11 protein-coding genes are annotated in these 12,233 nt (G+C 71.0%); 1 reads left to right on the plus strand and 10 read right to left on the minus strand.

The annotated features are described in order from the left end of the window. Positions 1 to 7: 7 nt before the first annotated feature. From ACXNSR_RS19815 to ddaH, 10 genes are all read right to left on the minus strand, one after another. Complete coding sequence (locus tag ACXNSR_RS19815; RefSeq protein ID WP_458636879.1) at positions 8 to 1,303, minus strand: ATP-grasp domain-containing protein; 1,296 nt, start codon at positions 1,301 to 1,303, stop codon at positions 8 to 10. Next, the gene (locus ACXNSR_RS19820) at positions 1,290 to 2,249 is read right to left on the minus strand and encodes an alpha/beta hydrolase (RefSeq protein ID WP_389804334.1); all 960 of its coding nucleotides are present in this window, start codon (positions 2,247 to 2,249) and stop codon (positions 1,290 to 1,292) included. Before ACXNSR_RS19820 ends, ACXNSR_RS19815 begins: the two co-directional genes overlap by 14 nt. Before the next feature lie 62 nt (positions 2,250 to 2,311). Next, the gene (locus ACXNSR_RS19825; protein WP_458636880.1) at positions 2,312 to 3,598 is read right to left on the minus strand and encodes an MDR family MFS transporter; all 1,287 of its coding nucleotides are present in this window, start codon (positions 3,596 to 3,598) and stop codon (positions 2,312 to 2,314) included. Beyond that, entirely contained in the window at positions 3,595 to 4,845 is a 1,251-nt protein-coding gene (locus tag ACXNSR_RS19830; RefSeq protein ID WP_458636881.1) for an ATP-grasp domain-containing protein, read from the minus strand. The genes ACXNSR_RS19825 and ACXNSR_RS19830 overlap by 4 nt, the downstream gene beginning before the upstream one ends. Positions 4,846 to 4,954: 109 nt before the next feature. After that, positions 4,955 to 5,329, minus strand: a complete 375-nt coding sequence (locus tag ACXNSR_RS19835; protein ID WP_458636882.1) for a Rieske 2Fe-2S domain-containing protein — start codon at positions 5,327 to 5,329, stop codon at positions 4,955 to 4,957. Then, positions 5,320 to 6,735 (minus strand): iron-containing redox enzyme family protein, encoded by a 1,416-nt coding sequence (locus ACXNSR_RS19840; RefSeq protein ID WP_458636883.1) that lies wholly within the window; start codon positions 6,733 to 6,735, stop codon positions 5,320 to 5,322. Before ACXNSR_RS19840 ends, ACXNSR_RS19835 begins: the two co-directional genes overlap by 10 nt. A 71-nt stretch (positions 6,736 to 6,806) precedes the next feature. Further along, the gene (locus ACXNSR_RS19845) at positions 6,807 to 7,892 is read right to left on the minus strand and encodes a 50S ribosomal protein L11 methyltransferase (RefSeq protein ID WP_458643346.1); all 1,086 of its coding nucleotides are present in this window, start codon (positions 7,890 to 7,892) and stop codon (positions 6,807 to 6,809) included. Between the two features lie 347 nt (positions 7,893 to 8,239). Further along, positions 8,240 to 8,995 (minus strand): 2OG-Fe(II) oxygenase, encoded by a 756-nt coding sequence (locus tag ACXNSR_RS19850; protein WP_458636884.1) that lies wholly within the window; start codon positions 8,993 to 8,995, stop codon positions 8,240 to 8,242. A 32-nt stretch (positions 8,996 to 9,027) separates the two neighbouring features. After that, entirely contained in the window at positions 9,028 to 9,582 is a 555-nt protein-coding gene (locus tag ACXNSR_RS19855) for a methylated-DNA--[protein]-cysteine S-methyltransferase (RefSeq protein WP_458636885.1), read from the minus strand. Positions 9,583 to 9,689: 107 nt separating this feature from the next. Continuing rightward, positions 9,690 to 10,556 (minus strand): dimethylargininase, encoded by an 867-nt coding sequence (ddaH, locus tag ACXNSR_RS19860; protein ID WP_402694728.1) that lies wholly within the window; start codon positions 10,554 to 10,556, stop codon positions 9,690 to 9,692. A gap of 318 nt (positions 10,557 to 10,874) precedes the next feature. Here ddaH and ACXNSR_RS19865 point away from each other — a divergent pair, with 318 nt between their 5' ends. After that, a complete protein-coding gene (locus ACXNSR_RS19865) occupies positions 10,875 to 12,185 on the plus strand; it encodes a SidA/IucD/PvdA family monooxygenase (protein WP_458636886.1) in 1,311 nt (436 codons plus the stop codon). The last annotated feature ends 48 nt before the right edge of the window (positions 12,186 to 12,233 follow it).

The following is a 12,233-nucleotide window of genomic DNA, read 5'->3' on the forward strand; positions in this document are numbered from 1 at the left end:
GAACTGATCAGGAAGGCGGCGGTGTTGATCGCTGCTCCTCGATGGAAAGCAGGCGTTCCGCGGCCCTGATGGCCTCGTAGTCCCGCTGGATCTGCCCGGCGTCGGGGTGGGCGAGGATCACGAATCCGAAGTTGAGACTGTCGACCAGGTCCCGGGTGGCGCGGACGTGGTCGCCGTCGGACAGGTTCTGGACCGAGAAGTGGTGGCTGGGCAGGTCGCGGAGGCCGTCCAGGGCGGCCGTGCCGCGGACGGTTCCGGAGCGGGGCGCGATGTGGAAGACGCACATCTGGTGGACGAGCAGCTCGTAGCCCTGCGGGAGTTCGCCCCCGGTCAGCCAGCGCACGGTCCGGTCGATCTGGCTGTCGCCGGTGGCGTTGCGGTTGAAGCGCGGCTGGCCGCCGCCGTGCGGCCGGGCACCGAGCTCGATGAGCAGGGGACCCTCCGCCGTGCCCATCACCTCGACGTGGGCCGAGCCGAAGCGCAGACCCACCGCGTCCAGGACGCCGAAGACGTACTCCGTGATGCCGGGCAGGGCCGGATCGTCCGGGGGGAGCCAGCGCATGGTGTCGTAGACGGCCATGTGCGGACCGTTGTCGACCTTGCGGTAGGCGCACACGTCGACCACGGCGTGCTTGCCGTCGTGGCTGAAGGTGTCGATCACGTACTCGGTGCCGGTGACGAACTTCTGGACCAGGAGCCGGTCGTCGACCTCGCCGAACTGGTTGACCCGGCCGAGCTGGCGCGCGAACACGCTCCGCCAGTCCTCCCCGCCGGTCAGCTTGATCACGCCGTCGGTGCTGGCGCTCTTGGGCGGCTTGACGACCAGGTCCGCCCCGGCCAGGCCCTCGCGCTCCAGCCAGGCCGCCACCTCCTCGGCGTCGGCGGTGCAGATCTGCGGGATGATCGGCAGACCGGCCGCGGCGACGGCGGCCGCCATGGCGCTCTTGTCCCTGCGGGCATCGGCGAGCCCGGGGACGTTGCACCGTTCGGGCGTCACGAGCGGGGCGAGCCGTTCGGCCAGCTCCACCCCGGACTCGCAGCCCGCCACGACGCACCGCGGGTCGAGCTCCCGCAGCCGCTGCGCGACGGCCTCCAGGTCGCCCTCGTACACGATGACCTCGGGGAAGTCCTGCGGCTGGTAGGAGGAGGCGTAGGCCTCCGGCGGCCGGGGGCCGGTGACCACCGCCACCACCGGGACGCCGTGGTCGGCCAGCGTCGGTGCGAACAGCGCCCCCGAGGAGTACGGGTCGACGATCACGCAGGGGCCCTGCGGTGCGTCCGGGGTCCGCTCAGCGCTCGTCACGGCCGGCCGCCTCTCCGGCCGCCAGGGCGGCCACGGCGTCGCAGTAGCGGGCGAAGAACGCCCCGGCCGGTTCGCTGATCCGGCGGGCGCGCACCGGGGCGTGCACCATCCCCTCCTCCATCACGTACGTCACCGGCGTGCCGTTCTGTCGCAGCCGGGCGGTGTACTTCTCGGCGTCCACGCGCAGCGAGTCCATCTCGCAGCCCACGACGTAGGCGGGCGGCAGGTCGTGGAAGGTGCCGGTGAGCAGCGGCGAGACGTACGGGAGTTCCGCCTGTCCGGGCTCCGGGCAGTAGCACGCGGTGTAGAACTCCATCTCCCCGCCGGAGAGCAGGGGCGCGTCCTCGCCGCCGTGCCGCCACCGGGTGAAGTCGAGCACCGGACTGATGACCGCCTGGCCGCGCAGCCGGGGGCCGCCCCGGTCGCGGGCGATCATCGAGAGGACGACGGCCATGTTGGCCCCGGAGCTCTCGCCGCAGAGCACCGCGCCCTCGGGGTCGATGAAGTCGAGCCCGAGGGCGGGCAGGTCGGCCAGGGTGCCGCACAGTCCGGCGTAACAGTCCTCCAGCGGGCCGGGGTGCGGGTTCTCCGGGGCCATGCCGAAGTCGAGGGCGATCGCCACCAGGCCGGTGCGGTCGGCGAGTTCGGCGACCAGGCTGTGGTGGCTGTGGAGGGAGCCGATGACGAAGCCGCCACCGCGTATGTAGAACAGCACGGCGTCGCCGGTGCGCCGGGCCGGCTCGTAGATGCGGATCCGGGCGGTGCGCCCGCCGTGGGTGACGCTCGCGTCCCGGTGGGTCACGCCCTCGGGCACCGGGATCGGGAGGACCTCGGTCAGCCCGTCGTACAGGGCGCGCTGTCGTTCGACGGGGTAGGTGTAGAAGTCCGGCGGCAGGGCGCCGTCGACCGTCTTCACGAAATTCTCGATGCCGTCTGCGTAGGCCATGGGCAGCTTCGCTCACTTCCGGATCACGGCGTGCCGGGCAACCGCGGCACGGGGGACGGGGCTCAGGGGGTTTCGGCGGGTGCCGGGGCGGCCGCCGGATCGGCGTCCGCGGTCCGCGGCTGCCGGTCGGCGGACGGTTCGGCCATGCCGATCAGGGTGACGACGACGGCGACGGCGGTCAGCACTCCGCACAGCCACCACACGGAGGCGGCCGAGGCCTGCCAGGCCGCGATGCCGATCACCGGGCCGATCGCGTAGCCGATCTGCATCGGGAAGGCGGAGGCGGCGATGTAGCGGCCCCGCAGGTGCGCGGGGGCGACCTTGCCGGGCCAGGCGGAGGCGGTCGGGGTGCCGATCATCTCGCCGACCGTCCACACCACCGTGGCGATCACGAACATGGCCATGCCGGGACCGGCCACGTACAGGTTCATGCCGACGCCGACGAGGCCGACGCCCAGCGCGACGGCGAACCGTCCCGGGAGGTGCTGGACGTACTTGGTGAACAGCAGTTCCAGGCAGATGACCATGGCCGCGTTCAGCGAGAGCAGGGCGGAGTAGAAGGTCGGTCCGTGGCCGTCGGCCTTGAGCTGGAGCGGCAGCGCGGAGGTGTGCTGGATGTAGACGACGGCGTTGAGGAACAGCGCCAGCAGGAACAGCAGGTAGCGCCGGTCGCGGAGCACGGCCAGGTACGACGCGCCGTCGGCCTGCGGATCCCCGGCGGCGGGAGCGGCGCTCCGGCCGGTGCGGACCAGGACCAGGGCGAAGAGGGCGAAGCCGACCGACGTCACCGCGTCGATGTAGAACATCAGGTCGTACGAGTAGCTGATGAGCAGGGCGCCGAGGAGCGGGCCCGCGGTGGTGCCGAGGTTGAACGCCATGCGGTAGACCGCGAACACCATCACGTGGTGTTCCTCGGGGGTGGCCTCCACCAGGAGTGCCGAGGAGGCGGGCCGGTAGGCCTGGGCGGCGATGCCGAGCACCGCGGCCACCGTGATCACCGCCGGCATGCTGTCGAGGAAGACCAGACTCAGGGTGAGCAGGCCGGCCAGGGCCATGGAGCCGACGATGGTCCACGCGTAGCCGACCCGGTCGGAGATCGAGCCGCCCGCCAGGACGCCGACGACCGAGCCGACCCCGTACGCGCCGAGGGCGAGGGCGGCCTCGGACGTGCTGAAGCCCTTGTCGGTGAGGTAGAGCACCAGGTAGATCTGGAGGAAATTGCCCAGCCGGTTGATCAGCATGCCGACCAGGACCAGCCAGATCGGTCCCGGGATCCCGCGCAGGGTCTGTACGACGGACGGCCGGGCGGCCCTGCGGCCCTCCGGGGAGTCGTGTCCGGTGTTCGTCACGGAGCGGGTACCTCCGCCGGGCGGGAGTCGAGCTCCACGATGTCGGAGGCGCTCAGCAGGGCGGCGCGGGCCTGCTCGACCGAGTCGGCGAGGGCGATCACGCGGGCGTAGCGGGAGATGTAGCCGCGCGGCGGCAGACGCAGCACCGCGCCGGGACCGGCCATCGCGTCGGCGCTGTGGACACCGGCCGGGAAGCGGTCCTCGTGGACGGTCACGGCATCGATCTCGATGTCCTGGTCCGGGTACAGGAAGGCTATGGCCGCGGCCTTGCGGTGGCGTACCGCGGTGTCCGGGCGGACCCCGGCCGCGGTGTCCGCCGCCGCCATCGCGACGTCGACGCCGGTGGCCAGCTCCCCGAGGTAGGGGATCATGTCCCCGCCGAGGCGGGCGTTGACCTCCATCAGGCGCAGTCCGCCGGCGGTGATGCGGAATTCGGTGTGGCTGACGCCGGTGTGGAAGTCCAGGGCGGCGTGCGCGGCCCGCAGCGCCTCCAGCAGCTCCGGATCGGTCAGCAGCGGGTCGGCGCCGTCGACCTCGTGGCCGGTCTCCTCGAAGAAGGGCGCCAGGCCGACCTGCTTGCGGGCGACGACGAGCGGAACGCACTCCCCGTCGAAGAAGACCGCGTCGACGCTGATCTCGGGGCCGTCGGCGAACTCCTCGACGAGCACCGACACGTCGAAGACGGGAACACCGGGGTAGGAGGCGCCGGACGCCGCCCGGTAGGCGTTCTCCACGTCCTCGGGGCCGTCGGCCCTGCGCACGCCCATCCCGCCGGCCAGCCCGCGCGGCTTCAGCACCACGGGGAAGCCGATCTTCTCCGCCGCCGCCCGGGCCTCGGCCAGGGACCGTACGCCGATCGAGGCCGGCTGCGGCACCCGGGCCGTCTCCAGCGCGGACCGGGTGGCGGCCTTGTCCCGGCAGGCGATGACGGTCTCGGGGGAGTTGCCCGGCAGCCCGAGCGCCTGTGCCACGTGCGCGGCGGGGGTCACGAGTCCTTCGTCGTAGCAGAACACACCGGCCAGGGTGTGCTCGGCCGCCACCTGCCGCGCGGCCGCCGTCAGCGCGTCCGGGTCGGTGTTGTCCACGACCGTGGAGCCCACGACGTAGGGCTCTTCCCAGCTCACCGGCGCGGGCTGGAGGAGCCATAACGCGTAACGCGTGCTCACCGTCCGCAGAATGAACTCCCTGCTGCGCTGACCGCTGCTCCCGATCAGCAGCAGAAGCGGCTTCTCGCCGTCCCACGCCATGGTCCACACTCCTCGTTCGTCGTGATGCCTTCGGCCGGTGCGCCGCCACCTGTAGAACACCGGGTCGGTGCAGGCCGTTGCACCCGGCGCCGGGTGCAACGGGATGGGATCAGACCGCCGCGCCCGGGCGGGCGAGTTCCGCCGACAATGGCCGGTACTCACGGCTGGTGCGGCCGCATACGTCGGCCGGGGCCGCCCGGTCGCGGGCGGGACGGTCGGGGAAGACCGCCGTGACCCGGTCCCCGGTCCGCACGGCCGGGATCTCGTTGCGCAGCCGCGCCGCGGACGTCTTGCGGTCGTGCCAGGGGCAGATCAGCCGGCCGGCGTCCGGCGTCACGCCGGCCAGGTGGAGCGGGCCGCCGCGGTGGGGGCACTGGGCGTTCATCACGAAGCCGCGGCCGCCGACCGTGGCGTACACGTAGGCCGTCCCGGCGACGACCACGCAGTTCTCCCGCCCCGCGACGGGGAAGCTCACTACAGGCATTTGCGGTAGTCCCCCACCGAGTGGATCTCGTAGACGCACTCCTCGGACAGGATGTCGGCGCCGTGCAGCCGGTTGCGCCGGATGACGACCCCCTCGCCCGCCTCGAGCGTCAGCGACGAGCCGAGCCCGCTCTCGAAGCGCATGGTGCCGGAGACGATGTGGCAGAGCTCGTCGCCCTCGTGGCAGTGCGTGTTCGACAGCTCGTTGAACGGCTCGACCAGGTGCGCCACCGGCGCCTGGACCCGGCCTTCCCTGATGGCCTCGTAGACGGGACCGTGCAGCTTCTTGAGCTCCGGCTGGTCGTCCATCCAGGAGATCTGCGCGACGAAGTCCTTGTCGGCGACCTCCAGGAGCACCCGGTACTCCTCGATGCCCCGGACGATCTCGGGGATGATCCCCTCGCCGTGCGCCTCGATGAGCGGCGCGATGATCTTCTCGCGGGCCATCCGGCCGTGGTGCTGGTCGATGTGGACGTGCTCGGTGAAGTAGGTGGTGTCGACCGAGTCGCCGAAGACGCCGTGCAGCAGGCGGTCGGCCCGCCGGCAGAAGTCGACCAGCGAGCTCTCGGTGTAGAACAGGGCGCCGACGTAGCGGAAGAACAGCTCGTGGTTCTTGCCCAGGTAGTGGAAGTAGTTGTTCAGCAGCAGGCTGCTGTTGAGGTAGTACTGCCAGTACCGGTGGAGGTCGGACTTCAGTCCGACGGACTCCAGCGTCCGCTCGAACAGGGTGCTGTGCTTGGTGTCGTGCACGCCGTAGCCGTACTCGTCGATGACGACCTTGAACCACTCGGACTGGACCGGCCCGTAGTAGCCGAGGACGTTGCGCATCATCGGCGACGCCTCGGACAGGAAGTCCGGGGCGAACTGGACCAGCCACATGCGGGCGGCGCGCTCGGGGTCGGTGGAGCCGGTGACGGCCGCCTCGATCGGTGACAGCTCCTCGCCGCCGCCCATGTCGAGGGAGTCGAGGTAGCTGTCCAGGCTCGCCTTCGTCCATTTCCCGGACGTCTCGACCTCGTCGTCGAGGAAACCGAAGGCGTACCGCTCCAGGGCCGGGCGTATTCGCTCCCCGAGTGCCCGGTTGGCCGGACTGTAGAACGCGCGGAAGTCGTCCTCCTTGCCCTCCAGTCCGGACTTGGGGAAGAACACCAGGTCCGCCTCGTAGATCGAGGTCAGCAGGCGCTGCACGGCCAGGCTCGTGTAGTCGAGGATGTTCTCCCGGCCCGGCACCTTGTCGAAGTCGAGGTGCGGCAGGACCTGCGGGCGCAGCTGGCGACGGTAGGGGTTGTCGTCGTTCTGCCAGTCCAGGTTGTCGAGGAAGATCGGGTTCGTGGCGTACTGCACGATGGCGTCGCGCAGTGCGGTGCCGCTGAGTTCGAACGGGACGTGCTGCGGTACGTGACTCATTGCGTTCTCCTTGGTCCGGATGCGCAGGAGGTACGGCCGGCGGTACGGGGTGGGCCCGTCGGCGGTGTCGGTCAGACGTGCACGCTGAGGGAGAAGTCGCTCCACCGGAGCCGGAGCGGGACGGACTCGCCCGCCTTGACCTGGACGGACTTCTCCAGCGGGACCCAGCCCTGCATCCAGTGCGACCTGGTGTTCTCCGGGGAGTTGGTCAGCGTGGTGTCGGCCGCCATGTCCAGCTCGAACCAGACGACCAGGGCGTGCGCCTCCCCGTCGGTGCTCGCGGTGAGGTCGATCTGGCGTTCGCCCGGCTCCAGGGGGTCCTCGGCCAGGTCGAACCCGACGACCGTGGTGGTCTCGGACAGGAACCGGTGGGGCCAGGTGCTCAGGCGCACCGGGAGGTGGCCCCGGGTGGACAGCGTGTTCATGAGCGAGACGTCGAAGCCGGAGGCCGTGGAGACCTGGTTGAGCCGCAGGATGTCCTCGCTGCTGACCAGCCGGCCGAGGATGCGGGCCGCGGAGGGGAACATGATCCCGCCGGGCTTCAGCAGGTGCCGGCGCGCGTGCCGGATCGACGGCAGCAGGCCCTCGCCGATGAGCCCGCAGTCGACGATCTCCGAGACCAGCACGTCCACCGGTCCGTCGAGGTCGCGGCCGATCTCCAGCGAGGTCGACGGCTTGCCGATCACCGTGATGACGTCCCCGAAGCCGTGGGCGTCGATCACCTGCCGGGCCACCTCCGCGAGCAGCGGATTCATCTCGCAGGTGATGACGCGCGCCGCGCCCGCCCGGGCCGCCGCCATGGCGAGCAGCCCGCTGCCCGAGCCGATGTCCAGCACGGTCGCCCCGGACGGGATGCCGCGGGCAAGGGCGCCGGCCAGGGCGTCATTGCGCTCGGTGTCGTTCAGCATCGCGAAGTGCCAGCGGGGCACGGTTCGGCGGGCGATCCGGGTGAAGACCTCCGAGTCGGTGGACGTACGGCCCGCCGGTGTCGTGAGCAGTGCGGACGCCTGCTCGGCGATGTCGTTCATCTCCTGCGCCAGCGATTGCAGGGACGCGGTGATGAGCCGGTGCTGAGAGCTGTTGAGCGACAGGCTCGGACCGTCGGGTCCGGGATCGTGCCCCGATGTCGTGACCTGTGCGCCCTGGACGTGCTGCATGTTCGCCACCGCTCCTCACGTTGGACCGCCCGATCAGCCGTGGTGCACGACGGTTCGTCAAGATCGGCGCTCCGTCGCAAGGCGACCGTACGGAAGCCCCATGGGGCGGAACTCCAGCGGAACTCCAGCGCGAGCGGCGGTTCTGCCGGGGGCGGGCGCGCCGCACGGGGCGCTGACCCGCGGGAACCGCGCGCCGCGGCGGTCCGCTGGACCGGGGCGGCAGAAACCGGGTCCTCGGACCGGTTGATTCCACCGCCTCCCGGTATGGACGTTCCGTAGAAGACCCAGGCCGTCTCTTCCGGATCCTGCCGGGCCCGCGACGCCCGGCACGATCCGGAAGGGACGACCTAGCGCGCGTCGTGGAAGATGACGCCCAGTACGTGGCGCTGCCCGCTGAGGACGGCGCTCACCCCGTGCCGCAGCGTCACCCGGCTCCAGCCGCGGACCGAGCGCACCGGGCGGTGGTCGACGGCGAAGATCAGGCCCTGACCCTGGGCCGGCCGTCTGACGAGCGGGCGGGACTGGGCGCGCGGGCGCTGTTCGACGAAGACGCTCTCCCCGCCGGTGAAGTCCTCGTCCGGACGGTCGAGCATGATCGCCACCTGGAGCGGGAAGGTCAGGTCGCCGTAGACGTCCTGGTGCAGGCAGTTGTAGCCGCCCCGCTGGTAACGGAGCAGGAGCGGGGTCGGCCGGTGCTGCCCGGCGGCCGCGCAGGCCTCGACCAGCCCCTCGTGGTCGGGGGCGAAGCCCGGCTGCCCCAGACGCCGCGCCCACTCGTTGGCGACCAGGGCGAGCGGCGGGTACAGCCGCTCCCTGAGGTCCTGGACGAGCTCCGGCAGCGGGTAGGCGAAGTAGCGGTAGAGGCCCTCGCCGAAGCGGTGCCGCGCCATGGTCACGGTGCTGCGGAAGGCCGTGGGGTGGTCGAAGAGCTCCCGCAGCTGCGCACACTGCTCGGGCGACAGCAGTGGCGGGGTCACCGCCACCCCCTCGGTGTTCAGCTCCGCGGTCAGCCGCGTCCAGTCGAGGGTTCCTGGCGCGGCCGGCGCGAAGACCGGGCCGGGCAGTTCGAGGCCGGGGAGCTGGGACGGCTCGTACGCGCTCACATGCTCTGCTTTCTGCAGCGGGGAGGGCGGATTCACGCGGCCGGCGCGGCCGAGGCTTCGAGGGCGAGCAGATGGCGCTTGGCCTCCAGCCCGCCCGCGTAGCCGCTGAGACTGCCGGTGGAGCCGATGATCCGGTGGCAGGGCAGCACCACGCACAGCGGATTGGCTCCCAGCGCCGTGCCGACGGCACGCGCGGCGCGGGGCCGGTCCAGCGCCCGGGCGAGCTCTGCGTAGGTCGCGGTGTGCCCGTACGGGACGAACTCGTTCAGCATCAGGTTGGTGCGCCGGCTGAACGGGGTGGCGAGCCGCAGGTCCGTCGCGACGGTGAAGTCCCGGCGCGTCCCGGCCAGGTAGGCGTCGATCTGCTCCCGGGCCTCGTCCAGGACCTTGTGTCCCGGTGCGCCCGCCTCCCCCGGTCCGGCCGGGCGCAGTCCGGCCCGGCCGAGGCGCTCCGCGGCCTCTTCGGTGGTGTCGTAGCAGCACAGCACGAGGGCGTCGTCCGTAGCCGCCAGCACGAGCTGCCCCAAGGGCGTGGGATGGATCGCCACCGTGGCGCTGGCGCCGCTGAGCGGACCGGGGGTCGGCATGGCGGGACTCCTTCGTTCGTCATGATCTTCGCGCGTCACGACCCGGCCCACCGCCGGGGCCGTGCGGCGACGGTAGGAACACCGTCGCCGCCGAAAGGGTTGCGCGGTCAGCGATCGCGCAGCTCCAGCGTGCAGCACTTGACGCTGCCGCCGGCCTTGAGCAGCTCGGAGAGCTCGACCCCGATCGGCTCGAAGCCGCGCGCCCGCAGCTTGGCGTGCAGACCGGTGGCCGCGGCCGGCAGCAGCACGTGGCGGCCGTCGGAGAAGGCGTTGAGGCCGAAGACGGCCGCGTCCTCGGCGGTGGCCAGGATCGCCGTGGGGAACATGGCGCGCAGTACGGCCTGGCTGCCCTGGGAGAAGGCGGCCGGGTAGTACATCACCTCGTCCTCGGACAGCACGGACAGCGCCGTGTCCAGGTGGTAGTACTCCGGGTTCACCAGGGTCAGCGAGGTGACCGGGAGGCCGAAGAACTCCTGCGCCTCCAGGTGGGAGCGCGGGTCCGTGCGGAATCCGGTACCGGCCAGCAGGCGGCGGCCGACGGTGAGGATGTCACCCTCGCCCTCGTTGACGAATTCGGGCCACAGCGAGTCGGTGTAACCGCGGCCCTCCAGCCACCGCAGGTAGGCGGGTCCCTCGGCGGTGCGCTCCGCGTGCCGGAACCGGGCCCCGTAGACCTTGCCGTCGACGACGGTGGCGCCGTTGGCCGCGAACACCATGTCGGGCAGGCCCTCGATGGGGTCTATCTCCTCGACCACGTGGCCGAGTTCGAGGTACAGGTCACGCAGGCCCTCCCACTGGCTGACGGCGAGCGCGTTGTCCGTGGCGTGCTGCGGGTTCATCCACGGGTTGATCGAGTACGTGACGTCGTAGTGCCGGGGCCGGCACATCAGCAGACGTCGGCGCGTGGCCACCCGTGTGGGGCTCTCGGAACGGTAGAGCGCGCCGGCAGGGGTGATGGGCTCGGTGAGCGGCACGAGGGCTCCTTCTCATGGGGTTTCGATGGAAGCCCGGCTGCCCGAGGGATGGTTCGGCCAGCCGGATGCGTGTGACGCAACTGATCACGAGAACCAATGGAAATGGCACTCGGAGTTGACCGGAAGTAATCGGTGACACCGGCCAATCAACCCGCCCGCGAGGGCCGCCGCCGAGTTGATTGTCCGTGGCCGATACGCCTTCCGGGCAATCGGCCGCTGCCATGGAATGTGGTCATCACCCGGGAGGCAACGCAAGGACGCGAACCGTCCTGCCTGACCGTACGAACCTGTCCACCTGTTCCATCTGGAGGTACTTCCATGGCGCATCGCAATGTCGAACTGCTCGCAGTCGGCGCAGGCCCGGCGAACCTGGCGCTGGCGGTCGCCGTCGAGGAGCTCGCACCCGAGCTGGCCGGTGACACCCTGCTGATCGAGCGCGAGCAGGACATCGTGTGGCAGCGAGGGATGCTGCTGCCCGACGCGCTCAGCCAGGTGTCCTTCCTCAAGGACCTGGTCACCATGCGCAATCCGTGCAGCAGATTTTCCTTCGTCAATTTCCTTCACTCGCAGGAACGTCTCGACGCCTTCGTCAACCTGGCGAGTTTCGTCCCCTACCGCAGCGAGATATCCGAGTACCTGCAATGGGTCGCCAATGAACTGGAGACGGTGCAGGTCGAATACGGCCGCGAATGCGCCGGCGTCGAGGCGGTGACGGGCGCCGACGGCGAGGTCGCCGGCTGGCTGGTCACCCTCGCCGACGGCGACACCATCGGCTGCCGCTACCTCGTGATCGGTGCGGGCCGTGACGCCCACGTCCCCGCCGTGTTCGACGGCCTGCCAGCCGAGCGCGTCATCCACAGCACCCAGTACACGCAGCGCATCGCCGGGGTGCGGGCCGACCTGCCGCACCGCGTCGCGGTGATCGGCGGCGCGCAGAGCGCGGCCGAGCTGTTCGGCGCCGCGCTGCGGGACCTGCCCGAGTGCAAGCCGACGATGATCATGCGCTCCATCGGCCTGAACGGCTACGAGAGCAGCAAGTTCACCAACGAGCTCTACTACACGTCCTTCATCGACGAGTTCTACGGCTCCTCGCCCGAGGCCCGCCAGCAGCTCCTCGCCGAAATGTACCGCTCCAACTACGGCGGCCTCTCCCCCGCCACCCTCGACGGCCTGTACCGGCAGTTCTACCAGGACCGCCGTTCCGGCCAGGAGCGCCTGGGCATGCACGCCATGACGGACGTGACCGGCGCCCGCATGGACGGCGACGAGGTCGTCCTGACCCTCGTCGACCGCAAGTCCGGCGCCGAGCGGGAGATGCGCACGGACCTGGTGCTCCTGGGCACCGGCTTCGTCCGCGAGATGCCGTGGGCGGTCAAGGCCCTCGCGGAGTCGATCGGTGTCGAGGAGATCAACGTGAGCCGCAACTACCGGCTCGACCTCGGCCGCCCCGCGACCGCCGCCTGCTACCTGCAGGGCGTCAACGAGGCCACCCACGGCATCGCCGACTCGCTGCTCAGCGTGCTCGCGGGCCGCTCCGCCGAGATCACCGAGGACATCCTGGCCCACCGCCGGACCCGGTCCGTGGAGATCCCGGACGTGCGCGAGCTCGCTCTCGCCGGCGCGGTCTGAGACCCGCGCACCCCTCACGAGCCGTACCCGCCTGACGAGGAGAGACCG

The organism is Streptomyces sp. NC-S4, assembly GCF_054353315.1.

Coding starts and splice junctions, on each gene's coding strand:
- ACXNSR_RS19820 (WP_389804334.1), bottom strand. CDS start 2,249: ATGGCCTACGCAGACGGCATCGAGAATTTCGTGAAGACGGTCGACGGC.
- ACXNSR_RS19830 (WP_458636881.1), bottom strand. CDS start 4,845: ATGGCGTGGGACGGCGAGAAGCCGCTTCTGCTGCTGATCGGGAGCAGC.
- ACXNSR_RS19835 (WP_458636882.1), bottom strand. CDS start 5,329: ATGCCTGTAGTGAGCTTCCCCGTCGCGGGGCGGGAGAACTGCGTGGTC.
- ACXNSR_RS19840 (WP_458636883.1), bottom strand. CDS start 6,735: ATGAGTCACGTACCGCAGCACGTCCCGTTCGAACTCAGCGGCACCGCA.
- ACXNSR_RS19845 (WP_458643346.1), bottom strand. CDS start 7,892: ATGCAGCACGTCCAGGGCGCACAGGTCACGACATCGGGGCACGATCCC.
- ACXNSR_RS19855 (WP_458636885.1), bottom strand. CDS start 9,582: ATGCCGACCCCCGGTCCGCTCAGCGGCGCCAGCGCCACGGTGGCGATC.
- ACXNSR_RS19865 (WP_458636886.1), top strand. CDS start 10,875: ATGGCGCATCGCAATGTCGAACTGCTCGCAGTCGGCGCAGGCCCGGCG.